At 65.1% G+C, this 17,486-nt stretch carries 17 protein-coding genes; 6 read left to right on the top strand and 11 right to left on the bottom strand.

Features of this window, described 5'->3' with window-relative positions:
• Positions 1-106: 106 nt before the first annotated feature.
• Complete coding sequence (gene glyQ, locus VC212_RS21850) at positions 107-1,015, bottom strand: glycine--tRNA ligase subunit alpha (protein WP_055846691.1); 909 nt, start codon at positions 1,013-1,015, stop codon at positions 107-109.
• A gap of 91 nt (positions 1,016-1,106) precedes the next feature.
• Between glyQ and VC212_RS21845 the strand changes: the two genes are divergently transcribed.
• The 3 genes from VC212_RS21845 to VC212_RS21835 all read left to right on the top strand — a co-directional run bounded on the left by VC212_RS21845 (position 1,107) and on the right by VC212_RS21835 (position 5,525).
• Positions 1,107-2,921, top strand: a complete 1,815-nt coding sequence (locus VC212_RS21845) for a GspE/PulE family protein (protein ID WP_323526925.1) — start codon at positions 1,107-1,109, stop codon at positions 2,919-2,921.
• Between the two features lie 894 nt (positions 2,922-3,815).
• Complete coding sequence (locus VC212_RS21840) at positions 3,816-4,580, top strand: glutamine amidotransferase (RefSeq protein WP_115584631.1); 765 nt, start codon at positions 3,816-3,818, stop codon at positions 4,578-4,580.
• A 45-nt stretch (positions 4,581-4,625) separates the two neighbouring features.
• The gene (locus tag VC212_RS21835) at positions 4,626-5,525 is read left to right on the top strand and encodes a BPSS1780 family membrane protein (RefSeq protein ID WP_115514316.1); all 900 of its coding nucleotides are present in this window, start codon (positions 4,626-4,628) and stop codon (positions 5,523-5,525) included.
• Between the two features lie 435 nt (positions 5,526-5,960).
• Here VC212_RS21835 and VC212_RS21830 read toward each other — a convergent pair whose 3' ends face one another.
• From VC212_RS21830 to VC212_RS21800, 7 genes are all read right to left on the bottom strand, one after another.
• A complete protein-coding gene (locus VC212_RS21830) occupies positions 5,961-6,284 on the bottom strand; it encodes a hypothetical protein (protein WP_153066801.1) in 324 nt (107 codons plus the stop codon).
• A gap of 104 nt (positions 6,285-6,388) precedes the next feature.
• A complete protein-coding gene (locus VC212_RS21825) occupies positions 6,389-6,655 on the bottom strand; it encodes a hypothetical protein (protein WP_323526924.1) in 267 nt (88 codons plus the stop codon).
• Positions 6,656-7,110: 455 nt separating this feature from the next.
• A complete protein-coding gene (locus VC212_RS21820; RefSeq protein WP_323526923.1) occupies positions 7,111-7,479 on the bottom strand; it encodes a hypothetical protein in 369 nt (122 codons plus the stop codon).
• 6 nt (positions 7,480-7,485) lie between these two features.
• On the bottom strand, positions 7,486-8,223 hold the full coding sequence (tatC, locus tag VC212_RS21815; protein WP_115554973.1) for a twin-arginine translocase subunit TatC: 738 nt from the start codon (positions 8,221-8,223) through the stop codon (positions 7,486-7,488).
• Entirely contained in the window at positions 8,220-8,804 is a 585-nt protein-coding gene (gene tatB / locus VC212_RS21810; protein ID WP_323526922.1) for a Sec-independent protein translocase protein TatB, read from the bottom strand. Before tatB ends, tatC begins: the two co-directional genes overlap by 4 nt.
• A 15-nt stretch (positions 8,805-8,819) precedes the next feature.
• Positions 8,820-9,047, bottom strand: a complete 228-nt coding sequence (gene tatA / locus VC212_RS21805) for a Sec-independent protein translocase subunit TatA (RefSeq protein WP_055846673.1) — start codon at positions 9,045-9,047, stop codon at positions 8,820-8,822.
• Between the two features lie 72 nt (positions 9,048-9,119).
• Complete coding sequence (locus tag VC212_RS21800; protein ID WP_055846670.1) at positions 9,120-10,025, bottom strand: YSC84-related protein; 906 nt, start codon at positions 10,023-10,025, stop codon at positions 9,120-9,122.
• Between the two features lie 152 nt (positions 10,026-10,177).
• Between VC212_RS21800 and hemH the strand changes: the two genes are divergently transcribed.
• Both hemH and VC212_RS21790 read left to right on the top strand, forming a co-directional pair.
• On the top strand, positions 10,178-11,143 hold the full coding sequence (gene hemH, locus VC212_RS21795; RefSeq protein WP_055850152.1) for a ferrochelatase: 966 nt from the start codon (positions 10,178-10,180) through the stop codon (positions 11,141-11,143).
• Complete coding sequence (locus tag VC212_RS21790; RefSeq protein WP_055846669.1) at positions 11,140-12,006, top strand: alpha/beta hydrolase; 867 nt, start codon at positions 11,140-11,142, stop codon at positions 12,004-12,006. Before hemH ends, VC212_RS21790 begins: the two co-directional genes overlap by 4 nt.
• A 447-nt stretch (positions 12,007-12,453) precedes the next feature.
• On the opposite strand, the gene VC212_RS21785 is transcribed toward VC212_RS21790, so the two are convergent.
• The 3 genes from VC212_RS21785 to ttcA form a co-directional block, all read right to left on the bottom strand.
• Positions 12,454-13,239, bottom strand: a complete 786-nt coding sequence (locus tag VC212_RS21785) for a SprT family zinc-dependent metalloprotease (RefSeq protein ID WP_055846662.1) — start codon at positions 13,237-13,239, stop codon at positions 12,454-12,456.
• A 282-nt stretch (positions 13,240-13,521) separates the two neighbouring features.
• Positions 13,522-14,427 (bottom strand): recombination-associated protein RdgC, encoded by a 906-nt coding sequence (locus VC212_RS21780; protein ID WP_055846659.1) that lies wholly within the window; start codon positions 14,425-14,427, stop codon positions 13,522-13,524.
• Between the two features lie 60 nt (positions 14,428-14,487).
• Positions 14,488-15,402 (bottom strand): tRNA 2-thiocytidine(32) synthetase TtcA, encoded by a 915-nt coding sequence (gene ttcA / locus VC212_RS21775; protein ID WP_055846656.1) that lies wholly within the window; start codon positions 15,400-15,402, stop codon positions 14,488-14,490.
• Between the two features lie 559 nt (positions 15,403-15,961).
• Here ttcA and xylA point away from each other — a divergent pair.
• Positions 15,962-17,299: a xylose isomerase gene (gene xylA / locus VC212_RS21770; protein ID WP_115559807.1), complete on the top strand. Its 1,338-nt coding sequence runs from the start codon at positions 15,962-15,964 to the stop codon at positions 17,297-17,299.
• The last annotated feature ends 187 nt before the right edge of the window (positions 17,300-17,486 follow it).

The raw sequence follows: 17,486 nt of genomic DNA, 5'->3' as shown, positions 1-17,486 counted from the left end.
CGCGATGCGCCGGATGAGGGGTGTGAGCCGGCGGCGAAGGCATGCTGCCCCCATCCGCCCTACGGGCACCTTCCCCCGCCAGCGGGGGGGGGGGAAGGCAACAGCATCAGCGTTTGACGCCGGGAAACCCCAGCTTCTCGCGCTGCGCGTGATACGCCTGCGCCACGCCCTGAGCCAGCGCGCGCACGCGCAGGATGTAGCGCTGGCGCTCGGTCACACTGATAGCGCGGCGCGCATCCAGCAGGTTGAACGCGTGGCTGGCCTTGGTCACCTGCTCATACGCCGGCAGCGGCAGGCCGACCTCAATCAGGTGCTTGGCCTCGGCTTCGCAGGCATCGAAGCGGTGGAACAGCTCTTCCACATTGGCATGCTCGAAGTTGTAGGCGCTCTGCTCCACTTCGTTCTGGTGATAGACATCGCCATAGCTCACCGGGCTGCCGTCCGGGCCGTAGGTCCACACCAGGTCGTAGACGTTGTCGCAGCTCTGCAGATACATGCACAGCCGTTCCAGGCCATAGGTGATCTCGCCCAGCACCGGCTTGCACTCCAGCCCCCCGGCCTGCTGGAAATAAGTGAACTGGGTCACCTCCATGCCGTTGAGCCAGACTTCCCAGCCCAGGCCCCAGGCGCCGAGCGTGGGCGACTCCCAGTTGTCTTCGACAAAGCGCAGGTCGTGCACCAGCGGGTCGATGCCCAGCGCCTTGAGCGAGCCCAGGTACAGGTCCTGGATGTTGTCCGGGTTGGGCTTCATCGCCACCTGGTACTGGTAGTACCGCTGCAGCCGGTTGGGATTTTCGCCGTAGCGGCCGTCGGTGGGACGGCGCGAGGGCTGCACATAGGCGGCATTCCACGGCTCCGGGCCTAGCGCGCGCAGGAAGGTGGCCGGGTGGAACGTGCCCGCACCCACTTCCAGGTCCAGCGGCTGGATCAGCACGCAGCCCTGATCGGCCCAGTACTGGTTGAGAGTCTGGATCAGGCCCTGGAACGTGATTGGAACGCGGCGGGAATCGGACATGCAGCAAGGGCCGTGCGAAAGGGGTGCGCTAGTATACCGGCCCACCCGCGGCGCTTTGCCGCGGGAGCATCGCGGCAGGGGAACCACCAGCATGGAACAGCGGCGCAACGCCGACCCGGACAGCGCGGCGACGATCCTGCCGCGCGGCCGGCTGATGTTCGACCCGGTGGCTGCTGCATTGCTTGCCGATGGCATGGTGGTACCGCACGAACACGAACGCGTGCAGTTCTCCGCTGCGGGCGTACGCAACGCCAGCGAAGTACATCCGCTGGTGCTGTTGGCCAACCTCAAGCTGCATGCCGCGCAGGCACCGGCCGGCGAGCTGGGCCTGGAGCGGCTCACCGAATGGCTGGCCACCCGTACCGGGCTGCGCTATCTGCGCATCGACCCCACCCTCATCGATGTCGCCGCCGTCACCGGCGTGGTCTCGCATGCCTATGCGCGCCGCCACCGCATCCTGCCGCTGGCGCTGGATGCCGAGCGCGTGCTGATCGCCACCAGTGAGCCGCTGGCGCTGGAGTGGCTGGCCGACGTGCAGCACCTGAGCCGCCGCCGCATCGAGCTGGCGCTGATCAACCCGCTGGACCTGCATCGCTACACGATGGAGTTCTTCGGCGTGACCCAATCGGTGCGTGGCGCGCGTGGCGATGCGCGCAGTGCCGAGCCGGGAGCAGGCCTGCCCAGCTTCGAACAACTGGTGGAACTGGGCCGCGCCGGCGACGTCAATGCCGACGATCACCACATCGTGCATATCGTCGACTGGCTGCTGCAATACGCCTACGAGCAGCGGGCCAGCGACATCCATCTGGAGCCGCGCCGCGAAGCCGGGCGCATGCGCTTCCGCATCGACGGCGTGCTGCACAAGGTCCTGGAAGTACCGCCGTCGGTGATGACCGCCGTGGTCAGCCGCATCAAGGTGCTCGGCCGCATGGACCTGGCCGAGCGCCGCCGCCCGCAGGACGGCCGCATCAAGACCCGCTCGCCGGGTGGGCGCGAGGTGGAAATGCGTCTGTCGACGATGCCCACCGCGTTCGGCGAAAAATGCGTGATGCGTATCTTTGACCCGGATTCGGCGTTCAAGAGCATCGAGCAACTGGGTTTCAGCCCCGAAGAAGCCGCCGGCTGGAGCGCGCTGGTCGAGCGCCCGCACGGCATCGTGCTGGTCACCGGCCCCACCGGTTCGGGCAAGACCACCACGCTGTATTCCACGCTCAAGCGCCTGGCCACGCCGGATGTGAACGTGTGCAGCGTGGAAGACCCGATCGAAATGATCGCGCCGGAATTCAACCAGATGCAGGTCCAGCAGAACATCGACCTGGATTTCGCCAGCGGCGTGCGCACGCTGCTGCGGCAGGACCCGGACATCATCATGATCGGCGAAATCCGCGACCTGGAAACCGCGCAGATGGCGGTGCAGGCCTCGCTCACCGGGCATCTGGTGCTGTCCACGCTGCACACCAACGATGCGGCGTCGGCGATCACCCGTTTGCTGGATCTGGGCGTGCCGCATTACTTGGTCGCCTCCACGCTCAACGGCGTGCTGGCACAGCGCCTGGTGCGCACGCTGTGCGTGCACTGCAAGCGCCCGCACACGCTCAGCGACGACGACTGGGCGGCGATCCGCGAACCGGGCGAAGCGCTGCCGGAGACGCTCAACGTGCACGCCCCGGTTGGCTGCCTGGAATGCCGCCGCACCGGCTATCTCGGCCGCGTGGGCCTGTACGAATTGCTGCCGGTGAGCCCGCGGTTGCGCAGCCTGATCCGCGCCGACACCGACCTGGCCAGCTTCAGCCAGGCCGCCCGCGGCGACGGCCTGCGCACCCTGCGTCGCACCGGGCTGGAAAAGGTCGCCGCCGGCCTGACCACCATCGAAGAAGTGCTGTCGGTGCTGCCGCCCCGAGAATAAGCGGGTGATCGCCAGCGACGCAGGTCGTTTGTGCATGTTCGGGAGCAGCTGCGCCGATTCTGGGTAGACCGACGGCGGCATTGATGTGCCCGCCCGAGCGCGGAGAAGCGGCATGACGCATGCGGATATGCACTCTGCTAAGCGCACGCACGCAGGACCGCCACCTGGTACGCCGGCGTTTAGGCCACGACACTCAACCAGCAAGAACGAACCCCTACAAAAACCGCTCGACACCCGTTACAGCCCCGACGCACGTCGTTGGCGAAGACGCTACCACGCCCCGGGAGCAGACGTGACAACACTCCGTCGCTGTCCCGTTCCTAGCGCCCAAGGCACGCTCCGACTACCACGCTGAGGGCGCTGCAGCGGTCCAGTCGTGTGCTGCCGCCGATCATCGGTATCGCCCGATCACTTGGCTGAAGAGCCCGCTGCAGCCATGGCGCTGAGGAGTGCAGCAACGCGTCCGCCGCACGTGTGAGCACCCCAAGACATGCGCCGACCGCAGGCTTGAGTACGCTGCGGCGGTCCAATCATGCTCCGCCTGCCGGCCTGCCAATATCGGGACGGGCCGACCACGCCGCTGACCAACGCGCTGAAACACCCAGGGCTGCGCCTTGCAGCGCCCCGTCCGTCTCCCGTTCAAGCGCCCCACGGCATGCTCCGACTGCAAGGGTGAGGACGCTGCGGCAATCCAGTCGTGGGCCTGCCTGCCGATATCGAAGATGTGCGATGGCCGCCAGCCACCACCATCGCCATTCCATCTACCCGGCCGCGAGGGCATCAGCACATGGCAATCGGCAATCACGCACAGCGTCCGCAGTGGGCCCTGGCTTGAAAAAAACGCGCCACTGCCGCCTACAATCGGGGGCATCTGTCGTGTCCGGGTTGTCGCGCATGTCCGTTTTGCCGTTCCTGATCATCGAAACCGGTCACCCCGTGCCGGAGATGAAGCGATACGGCCGCTTTCCGCACTGGATCCGCGTGGCGGCCGGGCTGGCCGAACACGAAACCGTGGTGATCGATGTCGCCAATGGCGACGACCTGCCAGACCGCGGCCGCTTTGCCGGCATCATCATCAGCGGCTCGGCCGCCTTCGTCACCGACCGTGCCGACTGGAGCGAGCGCAGTGCCCAGTGGCTGCGCGACGCCGCCCATGACGGCAAGCCCTTACTGGGCATCTGCTACGGCCATCAGCTGCTGGCCCACGCGCTGGGCGGCGAAGTCGACTACAACCCGGCCGGCCGCGAGTCCGGCACCATCGCGCTGGAGCTGCACCCGCCGGCCGAACAGGACCCGTTGTTTGCGGGCCTTCCGGCGCAGTTTCCGGCCCATGCCACCCACCTGCAGACGGTCGTGCGCGCGCCGGACGGTGCCATCGTGCTGGCGCATTCGCGTCAGGACCGCTGCCACGCCTTTCGCTGGGGCCGCGCCACTTGGGGCGTGCAGTTCCACCCGGAGTTCGCCACCCACCATATGCGCGGCTACGTGCGCGCGCGTGCCGAGTGCATTGCCCGCCACGGCCACTGCGCCCGCACGGTCGCCCGCGAGGTTACCGCCGCTCCGGTCGCCCGCAAGCTGCTGCGCCGGTTCGTGCATCACGCCCGCGGCCTGCAAACAGTGAACGCTCATCCCGCCGCGCACACGCAAAAGCAGCGATAATCGCGTTACGCCGGATGGTCCGGTGCGTATCGATCCGGAATGGGAATGAGCGAAATTCGCAAGGTGCCGGCGTCTGCCGGCGCAGAATGGCTGTTGACCGGTTTCTCGCTGCTGAAGCGGGCGCCGCTGGCGCTTGGCTCGCTGGGAGTGATCTGGAGCGTGGCCGCCTCGCTGGTGGTGTCGCTGTCGGTGCTGGTGCCGCTGCTGGGCCCGGCACTGCAATTCCTGCTGGTGCTGGCAGGCCCGTTGTTCATGGGCGGCATGCTGTGGGCGATCCGCGAGGTCGACGAGGGCCGCATCGCCAAGCCATCGCACCTGCTGCATGGCCTGCAGGACGGCCGCGCGCCGCATCTACTGGTGTCGCTGCTGCCGCAGCTGATCGCCGGCCTGCTGCTGGGCGTGCTGCTACTGGCGATGATTGGCGCCAACGGGTTGCAGCAGTTGTCCGAGGTGATGCTCAAGATCAACCAGATCAGCCAGTCCGGCGCGCAGCCGGACCCGGTGCAGATCGAGCAGCTTGCCGCCAGCCTGCCGGCCGGGCGCATCCTGCTGTGGCTGCTGCTGACCATCGCCACGTTTGCGGCGATGACGCTGGCGCTGTTTGTGATGCCGCCGCAGGTGATGTTCGACCGCAGCACCGGCGGTCATGCGCTGCGCGAAAGCCTGCGCGCCAGCCTGCACAACCTGCCGGCGATGCTGGTGTTCTTCGTGCTGGCCTTCATTGCCATCTTCGCGATCTATTTCGCGGTGATGATCGTCGCGCTGATCGTCGGCCTGGTGGCCGGGCAAACCGTAGCGATGTGGCTGGCGCAGCTACTGCTGATGGCGGTGCTGATGCCGGTCTTCGCCGGCTCGGTCTACGCCGCGTGGAAGCAGATGTTCACCCACGAAGGCGCCACCGCACAGCCCACCCCGCCCTCGCGCCCGGATGTGTTTGCCGCCTGATCCCGCAGAACCGTAGGAGCGCACCTGAGCGCGACGAGGCTTTCCCGGTAACGCCCGTCGCGCCCGGGTGCGCTCCTACGACGTTCGATCGGTCTACGCAGTGTCGGTCCACCTGATCGAGCTCCGCCGCCCTCGCGTCCAGATGTGTTGCCGCCCGATCCCGCAGAACCGTAGGAGCGTACCTGGGCGCGACGAGGCTTTCCCGGTAACGCCCGTCGCGCCCGGGTGCGCTCCTACGAAATTCGATCGGTCTGCGCAGTGTCGGTCCACCTGATCGGGCCCACGCCGCCCTCGCGTCCAGATGTGTTGCCGCCCGATCCAGCAGAACCGTAGGAGCGCACCTGGGCGCGATCGCACTTTATAGAAAATCGATTGCATACATATGCACCACCACGGTTAGCGACCACCACCCGCAATCGTGCGGCACAATTGTCGCTATATCGCTCGCCTTTTACGACGCATATAAAAAGTGCTTGCCAACAGCGTGATAACGAAGCTCGGCAAGATCAAAAATACAAGACCAAAGATCCAGCCGAAGAGATAAGCAATTGACCTTGCTGCTCCATCGTTGGGGTTGAATGGATGTTCGTATGCCCACGCGACTGACAGAGTCGTCAGGCGCCAGCACAGCAACGTGCCAAGACAGAGAACAAGCACCTGACTCAGCAGACGGAACCTGGCTACAGAGCGCAACGAACCTGAAAAAATTCCGGTCGCGATGCCGACAATGAGCCAAGGCAGATCATAGGGATTCTCCATGACTGCGAAGATAGGCGCGGATTATGAGGTGACAATGAAGTCAGCAAAAACACCTATTGCCTGAGTTGCAGGTCCTACAAAACGCTGGCGGCTTGAATGAACTGCTAGGCATCAAGCCCATTACTCGCAAGCAAGCGCACCAGCAAGTTGTAACCAAAGTCTGCAAGCTCTGCCTCAGAAACAGACGCCAAGTTGTTGAGGCAACCAGGTGGATAGTCCTTGAAGGTGAAAAGGCTGTCTGACACCCATGTAGCAAGCTCCTGGCCTTTGCGGGCATCATCGAGAATTACCCTAAACGAGCCGTCGGGTAACTCAGCGAGACTGCACAGAATGGCCATGTCCTTCACGGAAGCTTTTTGGGAGCTTTCCATTTTATCTAGCGCCTGAGCTAAGCGGCAGCATCAATGGCGAAACGATTGATGTGTCCGCTTGAGCGAGTAGTTGGGGCCGCTCTCACGCGAGAACTGCCCAAAGGAGAAAGAGGCCAGGCGCAACAAGCGAAACGAGCACCAACCACCAGGCCCGGAGTAGATAAAGATTGAACCACCTTGATCGCTCCTGTGGTTGCAAGCTCTCCGCACAAGCCTCGAGTTCCTCGAAAGGCCACTTGAAGCAGAGAAAGCCGAAGCGCGACCTATGTTTGACGATTAAACCGCGCTCGTGAATCCGTGGCAAAACCACAAGAAAGAACAGCGCCCAGAAGCCGAGCGTAGCGGCTACGAACAACGAAAATAGAATGTCTAGCAGAATGTGCATCGCGACAAACTCAATTGCGGCCCTAACGCTGAAATTAAGCGGCGGCGAAACCGTCCACTTGGATGACTGGTTAGGTGCGTACCGTAGCTAGAAACGTGGCCAAGCTGTGACGTTCGCGCACGAGACCAACGGCGGTAGCGTAAGGGTCGAACTCGCTAGCGACACCCGACTGAATGGGTAGTCTGAGCAAAATTTGCTCGCCGGCCACGTAGCGTTGCGCGCCAGATTGATGGATTAGGTACTCAGAGATGAAAGCTGCAACAATCGACACGAGGAAAGCGAAATCTTCTTGTGCCACGGCTTGCTGCTGGAGCCACGAGCTAAACGGCTCACGAAGTCTTGCGAAGTCGAGAGGCGTACCGTGTTGATGCAGACCAATGCTGCCGAGAACGTCGGCAAGCATGGGAATGGATTCTTCAATTACACGCTGCGCGTCCATTGGCACCTAACTTTCCTTCGGCACCACAGCGCGCGAGGCGATGATGCCCAGCTCATAAAGCAGGCACATGGGGATGGCCAGCATCAGCTGCGAGACCACGTCTGGCGGGGTGAGTACGGCGGCCAGGATGAAGATGCCGACGATGGCATAGCCGCGGCCTTCGCTGAGCTGCTTGGGCGTGACCCAGCCCATCAGCACCAGGATCACCAACGCCACCGGCAACTCGAAACTGGCACCGAAGGCGAAGAAGATCGCCAGCACGAAGTCCAGATACGAGGTGGCGTCAGGAGTAATCGCGATCACGTCCGGCTTGAACGTGGTCAGGAAGTGGAACACCGCCGGCAACACCAGGAAGTAGGCGAACGCGCAGCCGATGTAGAACAGCGCCACCGCCGAGGCCAGCAACGGAAATGCCAGTTTCTTCTCGCGCTGATACAAGCCCGGCGCCACGAACGCCCAGGCCTGATACAGCAGCCACGGCACGCTGAAAAACACCGCCACGAAGAAGGTGAGCTTGAGCGGGGCGAAGAACGCGCCGGCCGGATTGACCGCAACGATGGTCTGCCCCAGCGGCAGCTGCGAGACCAACGGTGCGGCCAGCCAGGAGTAGATCGCGCGCGAGAACGGCAGCAGCGCCAGCAACACCACGCCCAGGCCAATCAGTGCGCGCACCAGACGGGCGCGTAATTCGACCAGGTGCTCAATCAGACTGCTTTCGGCCTGTGCGTCGTCGAACAGGCTCAAGGCGCCTTCTCCTGGGTGCTGCTATCAGCGGTCGTTGAGGCGGTCGTGCCCTGCACGTTCACTGGCGTGGAGGCCAGGCTGCCGTGCGGTGCCGGCACCAGCGTCTGCCGAGGCGCCGGCGCAATCGGCTGCGCCTGGGCGATGACCGGGGACGGGCCCGGCACGTGCGCATGCGGCTGCAAGCTGCCCGGCTCTAGCACCACCGGCGCATTGGCGGGCAGCTCCAGCGGTGCGGCCACCGGAGTGGCGCTGGTGCGGATGTCGATATCGCGGCCGAGCTCGTCGTGCAGGCCGCGTGCCTGCTCATGCAGACCGCGCGCACCGTCTTCGACCTGCTGCTGGGTGTTGCGCAACTGCCCTTCGGCTTCGCGCAGCGAGGCCTGCACGTCCTGCAGGCTGCGCTTGAGTTCGTCGGCTTCCAGCTCGCGTTCGAGCTCCTGCTTGACCGAATCCCACTGCATGCGCGCACGGCGCACCCACAAGCCGGCAAAGCGCGCGGCCTTGGGCAGGCGCTCGGGGCCGAGCACCACCAAGGCGACAATCGCAATGAGCGTCAGTTCGCCAACACCTATGTCAAACACCGACGCTGCTCCGGATCAGCGTGCGTCGCGGTCGCGTTCGGCCTGCGCCTCACGCGCCTGCTCGGCAGTGCGGGACTCGTCGCCGAGCTTGCTGGCCGGCTTGTCTTCGTCGTGCATGCCTTTCTTGAATTCCTTGACCGCGCTGCCGAGATCCTTGGCACCGCTGGTGAGACGCTTGGTACCGAACACCAGCAACACGATCACCAGCACGATCAGCCAGTGCCAAATGCTGAAACCGCCCATGATCTGCTCGCTTGCTGAAAAGAAGGAAGACTCAGGATACCCCAGCGCACCGCGCAGGGGGATGACAGCGGCTTAGCGGTTGCCGTCTAGTGATTCGGTGCGGATTTCGCCATCTGACACCGACTGGAACCCCTGCTGCGGAGGCGGCGTGGTGCTGGGCTGCATCGGGACCGTGCTGGCCTCGTTGGCCGGCGGCGGCGGGGCCGATTGCGCTGCCGGGGCAACGCTTGGCGCACGCGCCGGCGGTGGCGGTGCGGTCTCATCGCTGTCGCCATCGCTGCTGCGATTGGCGCGCGCGGTGTAGGTGACCTCTTCCAGACGGTCGCGGAAGGCGATTACATCGGTGGACGGGCGCTCGTTGGTGCGACCTTCGAAGATCATGCGCGGGGTGGCACCGCCGCCGTAAGCGTTGAGGTCGGCGGCATCGTCGATCTGCAGCACCGCGCCATCCAGCGCCACGCCGGCGAACAGGCCGCGGGCGCGCGACCACGACCAGATTTCGGCCTTGAGTTGGCCATCGGTGGCGGCAGCGGCGTTGCGACCCACCGGGCCTGCGGCCACGCCGGCATCGGCGCCGAGGGTGAACTTGCCGTTGACGATGTTGTCCAGGCTGCGGTCGTTGCGGAACACCAGCACCACGTCGGAGGACTGCACGCCGGCCTGGAAGCCGATGCTGCCGCCGGTGAGCTTGACGAACACCGGCTGCGACCAGCTGCCGTCGGCGTTCTTCATCGACATCAACCCGTGGCCGCGGCGGCCGCCGATCACCAGGCCGGCCTTGAGCGTGTCGGGGATGACCACGATGGCGCGCGCCTCGTCGAGCAGTTTGTCCGGGATGGACTGCTCGGGAATTTTCATTATCTCGTTGAGCACCCGCACTGCGTTACGCGCACGCTGGTCCTCTTCCGGGCCGGCGACGGCGTGGCCGGCGGCGAAGGTCAGCGACAACAACAGGGCCAGACGCGACAAACGAGGCATGACAAGCTCCAAAGGACGATCCGTCAAAGATAGCAATGCCGCGACGTTAGTGCTGGTGCAATGAATCGGTGGTGAGCGCATCCGGCGGCAAGACGGCGCAGATCGGGACGATTGATGCGCTGTCCTCGGCAGTCCTGCCCGGCTCTGCCAGAATGGCGCGCATGAACACCACCTCCGATACCGCCCTGCTGGTCGTCAACCTCGGCACCCCCGAATCGCCGACCGCCCCGGCCGTGCGCCGCTACCTGGCCGAGTTCCTCAGCGACCGCCGGGTGGTCGCGATCCCGCCGCTGTTCTGGAAGCCACTGCTGTACGGGGTGATCCTGCCAATCCGCGGACCCAAGTCGGCGGAAAAATACGCCAAAGTGTGGCTGCCCGACGGCTCGCCGCTGGCGGTGTACACCCGCCGCTTGGCCGATGGCTTGAAGGACGCGATGCCCGACTGGCAGGTGGAATGGGCCATGCGTTATGGCGAACCGGCCCTGCGCAAGACGCTCGATGCCCTGCGCGCGCGCGGCATCAAGCGCATCGTGGTGTTGCCGCTGTATCCGCAGTATTCGACCACCACCACCGCCTCGATCCAGGACGTGGTGGATGCGTGGCGGCCCAGCGCACCGGAGATCGACGTGACCGTGATCCAGGAGTATTGCGAGGACGCCGGCTGGGTGGCGGCGATCGCCGATTCCATCCGCGCGCACTGGCAGGTACACGGACGCAGCGAGAAGCTGATGTTTTCCTTCCACGGCCTGCCACAACGCGTGGCCAATGCTGGCGACCCGTATCCGCAGCAATGCGAGCGCAGCGCGCAGGCAATCGTGACCGCATTGGGCCTGGGCCCGGACGAGTGGCAGATGGGTTACCAGTCGCGCTTCGGTGCCGAGCGCTGGCTGCAGCCGTATGCCGAACCGACGCTGTGGGCGCTGGCCGAAGGCGGCGTACGCAGCTTCGATCTGGTGTGCCCGGGCTTTGCCACCGATTGTCTCGAGACGCTGGAAGAAGTGGCCCTGGGCTTTGCCGAAACGCTGGCCGAGCGCGGCGCCACGCTCAGCTACATCCCCTGCCTCAACGCTGCCCCGTCGCACGCGCAGGCACTGGCCGCATTGGCGCGTCGCGCATGAGGTTGGAGCCGTTTGCGTGCGAGCTGGCCATCGGGCGTGTCACCGGCTTGCGCAACACAGACCGCGGGCCACGCCGGGTGCTGGCATTGCACGGCTGGCTCGACAACGCCGCCAGTTTTGTCCCGCTCAGTGCGCATCTGCGCGCGCCCGATCTGGATCTGGTGCTGCTCGACCTGCCCGGTCACGGCCACAGTGCATGGCTGCCGACGGCTGCGGAATACACGCTGAGCAGCGCAATCCATAACCTGCTGCAGGTGGCCGATGCATTGGGTTGGGACCGTTTCACGTTGCTGGGCCACTCGCTGGGTGGCGGCGTCGCCAGCCTGATGGCCGCCGCCGCGCCGGAGCGCATCGAGGCCTTGGTGGCGATCGAAGCGCTGGGTGCGTTGGCCGAACCGGTGGAAAGCACCGCCGAGCGACTGCGCGACTCCGTGCGCTCGACCCGTACCCTGCCGCAGCGGCCGCTGCGTGTCTTCAGCTCGATGGACGCGCCGGTGCGCGCACGCATGATGGCCAATCAACTCACCGAGCCGGCGGCGCGCTTGCTGGTGGAACGCGGCCTGCGCGTGGTCGAAGGCGGCTACAGCTGGTGCACCGACCCGCGCCTGACCTTGCCCACCGCCATCCGCATGACCGAAGCGCAGATCGACGCGTTGCTGGCCGCCATCGTGTGCCCCACCCAGGCGATCTTCGCCACGCCGGGGCAGCCGTATTTCTCCGACACCCTGCGCGATCACCGTGTGGCTATGGTGCCGGACGCCCGCCTGCACGTGCTGCCCGGCACCCACCATGTGCATATGGAAGCACCGCAGGCGGTGGCGGCGGTGATCAACGGGTTTTTGGCGACGCTGCCGCAGCCGTGATGCAGGCATGCGCGATACGCAGATAAGCTGACGCGATGGCAGATCCCATCCGTGTGGTCACTGCGATTGAATCCTTCGCTCTATGGAACGCGCCGTGGACGTTTTTCGACACGGTGCACGCGACGCCACACTTGACTGCCGATGATCGCCTGCTGTTGCAGCAGGTGTGGTCAATGGCGTGTCACGCCGAGCACTGGACGTCGGGTGGCACGCTGGATGCAGGCGCGGCGGCAGCGGAGAGTGCGCTGACATCGCACTTTGCGTGGTTGTCAGCGCAGGCCTGCCGGCAACTTGCCAGGGCTGCGTCGTACGCGTGGCGCTAACCAAGAGTGCCATCACGCGTGATCGGCAGGCGGCGGCCCTGTTGCTGAGCCATTGCGGGATTCAACACGCGTACTGATGATTGCCGCGGCTGCGGCAGGCGTGATTTCCGCAACGACGTGTGCGTCACTCGCCCTGCAACAACCGCCGTAGCTGGGCCTTGAGTTGGCGGCCGTGTTCGTGGAAGTAGCTGCGCTCGTCGCGCCAGGCGGGGAAGCGGTGTTCCACTTCGGCCCAGAACGCGGGCGAGTGATTGGCCTGCAGCAGATGGCAGAGCTCGTGCACCAGCACGTATTCGAACGCCGACGGGCGCCCGAGGACTAGCGCCAGATCCAGCGCCATCGAGCCATCCGGCGCGAGCGAGCCCCATTGCGACGACATCACCTTGAGCCGCAGACGCGTGGGCGGACGCGGCAAGCCGGGCAGATAGGTGGGCAACCAGCGGCCGACGTCGGCGCGTGCCTGCGCTTCATAGAATTCCTTCAGCGTGCGACGCAGACCGGCGTCGCCCAACCGGGACGGCACGTGGAAATGCGCGCCAGCCTCATCGACTTCGATGCGCGTGTAACGGCCCTCGTGCCAGTGCAGCGGCAGCAAGACGCCACGCAACGGCAGCAGCCCGGGCACACCGCGTTCCAATGCAGGAAACGCATCGACCTGCTGGTACCGCGACAACTGCGTGCTCAGCCAATCCAGATGCGCATGCAGGAACCGTTCGCCGGAGATCAGGCTGGCCCGCAGCGGCAAGGTGAGCCGCGCACCGCGTTCGTCGACACTGAGTTTGATGCGCCGCGCGCGTGAGTCGCGCACGCGCAGCACATCGATCTCGCGGCCTTCCAGTTGCACGCGCACGCAGTCGCGTTGGACAACCTGCGAGGGCGGCGCAATCAGGCGGCGGACGGGCTTGAACATGGGCACAGGATAGCGCTGCGATGTGTCAGGTGGTGAGACGCCGGAGGCATTGGCATGGATGCGTGCGTGAGGCCGGATGACTGCCTGCATCGGACGCGATGTGGACACCGTGGCTGCCCGTCTGCATGACACGCCTGCAGCGCAGAATGCCAGGCACCGGATGCGCACGCGGTGCGGTCAGCGCACTGCGTGCCACGCAGTGCGAACCGGTGCGCGAGGCATCCGCCGCACGCTGGGATGCAGCGCCAGCCGCGCTGACAACTGCGGCTGGCGTCGTACGGATTACTCCGCCTTGCTCAACTTCAGCGCGGTTTCCAGCAGCAGGAACAACCGGCGGATTTCCGCGCTCATCAATGCAAAGCGCGCATCGAGTTCGGCACGTGCGCCGTCGTCGTCGCTGTGTTCGAGCTGGTCCAGGGCGCCGTCGAGGAACTTGAGCTTGCGGATCACCAGATCGTCGCCGAGCACGAACGACAGATTGTCGTCCAGCACCAACGCCAGCTTGGTGACCTGCTTGCCGGCCTCCAGATGCTTGTCGATTTCGTCGCCGCGCAGTTCCTGATGCTGGCACTTGACCACCGCGCCGCCTTCGATGGGGTCCTTCATTTCGCACTCTTCGCCCAGGCTCAGGCCTTCGGGCAGCGGCTCGCCGGCAATCCAGCCGGTGAGGATGGCGCGCGGTGCGACTTCGGCATTCAACGGCAACGCCGGAAAGCTGCCGAGCGCGCCGCGGATCTCGCTCATCACGTTCTCGCCGCTCTTGCGGCTGGAGGTGTTGACCGCGATGTAGCCGTTTTGCAGGTCCAGAATCGCGTCGGTGCGCGAGCTCTTGACGAAGGCGCGCGGCAGCAGCTCATGGATCAGATCGTCCTTGAGGCGCTTGCGGGCCTTGCCACCCGGGCGGCGGCCTTCCTTCTCTTCGATCTCGGCGACCTTGCGCTCGAGCAGGTCGTTGACCACCGCGCCAGGCAGGATCTTGTCCTCGCCACCGATGGTGAGCCACAAGAACTCTTCCAGGCGGTGCGAGAGCACTTCCTGTTCGTCGCGGCCGAATGGCGAAATGAAACCGCGCGAACTCATTTCCAGCGGGCCGACCGGCTTGAGCTGCACCTGCGGCAGCAGCGTCTCGATCTCGGAAAAATTCAGCGTGGTGGGAAAACGGAACAGGGTGAGATTGCGAAAGAACATGCGTAAGACCGAAGAAGAGAAACGTGGAGGTGGAAGACCGACGGCGACCGGGTGGGCGCGTCAGTCGCTGTCGTGTGTGGTATCGCCAGTGGCGAACCAGGCGGTGGAATCGTGCGCGGATGCGGCGGTGTCGGGCGCACGGCCCAAAGTCATAAAATCGAACAGCGTGCGGTCGGCCAGTTGCTCGGGGCGCACGTCGCCGAGCGCGCGCGCAATCTGCTCGACCCGGCCGGGCTGCTCGTGATCCCACTGCTGCAGCATGCGGCCAACCTGCTGGCGCTGCAGGTTTTCCTGGCTGCCGCACAGGTTGCACGGGATGATCGGAAACTGCCGCGCCTGCGCGTACTCGGCGATGTCGGCCTCGCGCACATAGGCCAGCGGGCGGATCACCACATGCGCACCGTCGTCGCTGCGCAGCTTGGGCGCCATTGCGGCCAGCCGCGCGTGGTGAAACAGATTCATGAAGAACGTGGCGACGATGTCGTCGCGGTGATGGCCGAGCGCGATCTTGGTCACCCCATGCGCTTGCGCATAGGCATACAGCGCGCCGCGCCGCAGCCGCGAGCACAACGAACACAGGGTCTTGCCGGCCGGAATCACCCGGCTGACCACCGAGTAGGTGTCTTGCTCGACGATGTCGAATGGCACGCCCAGCTCGCGCAGGTAGGCCGGCAGCACATGGGCGGGGAAGTCGGGCTGTTTCTGATCCAGATTCACCGCCACCAAGGTGAACGGCACCGGCGCCTTGCGCTGCAGGTGCAACAGCATGTCCAGCAAGGTGTAGCTGTCCTTGCCGCCGGACAGGCACACCATGATCTTGTCGCCGGCGGCGATCATGCCGAAATCGGCGATCGCCTGGCCCACCTGGCGTTGCAGCCGTTTGCCCAGGCGCAGCTGCTCACGCTGCAACCGCTGGCGCGGGTCGCGCGGCGCGGGGTCGGCCAGGGGTTGCGGCAGCGGCAGGACAGCGGTCATAAGCCGCCCATTGTAGCTGCCCGGAGGATTGGGTCGTGCCTGCGGTGGCCGCCCCCATCCGCCCTTCGGGCACCTTCCCCCGTACACGGGGGAAGGGAGCAAGCCCTCGTCTACGGGGGAGCGCCTCCCACCTAGCCATCCCCCGGCAGTGACCTCTCCTGCTGGTCCCCTCTCCCGCACGCGGGAGAGGGTGCCCGAAGGGCGGGTGAGGGCAGCACGCCAACGCACATCACCGGCATCCCCACATCCGGCTGCCACGGAACAGTCCGCATCTCGCAGCGCAGCAAGCCTTTCGGCGGCGGGCTGGGTAAAGTCCGCAGGACCGTTTCAGCTGGGATCGGCATGACACCTTGGGCTTCGCTGTATGGCGCGGCTTTTTTCATTCGGCTTTTTGGTAGCGCTAACATTTTTTGGGTTGCGAAGCAGAACACGCACGCACAGACCGACGGTATGTGCTGCAGCGACGCGGCGCCACCGGCCGTTGCGCGTTCCATTACTGCTGTGTGTTGATGCCATCCCTCTCCCCCGTGACGCCCCCCTTTTTGCAGGAGTCCACCCCATGAGCAACACCGTTTTCATCGGCGCGAAGGAATATTTCCCCGGCATCGGCAAGATCGGCTTCGAAGGCCGCGACTCCGACAACCCGCTCGCGTTCAAGGTCTACGACGCCAATAAGAAAATCGGCGACAAGACCATGGCCGAGCATCTGCGCTTTGCCGTGGCCTACTGGCACAGCTTCTGCGGCAACGGCGCCGATCCGTTCGGCCCGGGCACGCGCGCGTATCCGTGGGATGCGGGCAACACCGCGCTGGGGCGCGCCGAAGCCAAGGCCGATGCCGCGTTCGAATTCTTCACCAAGCTCGGCGTGCCGTATTACTGCTTCCACGACATCGACCTGTCGCCGGATGCCGACGACATCGGCGAATACGAAAGCAACCTCACCCACATGGTCGGCATCGCCAAGCAGCGCCAGGCCGACACCGGCATCAAGTTGCTGTGGGGCACCGCGAACCTGTTCTCGCACCCGCGCTACATGAATGGCGCATCCACCAACCCGGACTTCAACGTGGTGGCGCGCGCGGCGGTGCAGGTCAAGGCTGCGATCGATGCCACCGTGGAATTGGGCGGCGAAAACTACGTGTTCTGGGGCGGCCGCGAAGGCTATGCCTGCCTGCACAACACGCAGATGAAGCGCGAGCAGGACAACATGGCGCGCTTCCTCACCCTGGCACGCGACTACGGCCGCGCGATCGGCTTCAAGGGCAACTTCCTGATCGAACCCAAGCCGATGGAGCCGATGAAGCACCAGTACGACTTCGACAGCGCCACGGTGATCGGCTTCCTGCGTCAGCATGGCCTGGACCAGGATTTCAAGCTCAATATCGAAGCCAACCATGCGACGTTGTCGGGCCACAGCTTCGAGCATGACCTGCAGGTGGCATCCGATGCCGGCCTGCTCGGCAGCATCGATGCCAACCGCGGCAACCCGCAGAACGGCTGGGATACCGACCAGTTCCCGACCGACCTGTACGACACCGTCGGCGCGATGCTGGTAGTGCTGCGGCAGGGCGGGCTGGCACCGGGCGGCTTGAACTTCGATGCCAAGGTGCGTCGCGAATCGTCCGACCCGCAGGACCTGTTCATGGCCCATATCGGCGGCATGGACGCGTTTGCGCGCGGTCTGGAAGTGGCCAATGCGCTGCTGACCTCCTCGCCGCTGGAAACCTGGCGTGCCGAGCGTTACGCCAGCTTCGACAGCGGCGCCGGTGCGGCGTTCGCCAATGGATCCAGCACGCTGGTGGACGTGGCCAAGCATGCGGCCGGCAATGTGCCGACCCAGATCAGCGGCCGCCAGGAAGCCTACGAAAACCTGATCAATCAGTACCTGACGCGTTGATGTTTGCCATCGCACGCGCGTCGTATGACGCCGCGCGTGTACGGCAACTGCGTGCATTGCCACTACGCGATGCACGTGACCGCGCGACGTATCGACATGGCTGACAACGTGGTGCTCTAGTCAGGGGATCACTGCACCGACAACCGCACAACACACGTGAGACATGCACACCCCAGCTAGCGCCCAC

Origin of the sequence: Xanthomonas sp. WHRI 8932A, from assembly GCF_035012785.1 — a bacterium.
Taxonomy (GTDB): domain Bacteria; phylum Pseudomonadota; class Gammaproteobacteria; order Xanthomonadales; family Xanthomonadaceae; genus Xanthomonas.
Note: the sequence above shows the minus strand (reverse complement) of the source record. Positions and strands in the feature narration are given on the sequence as shown.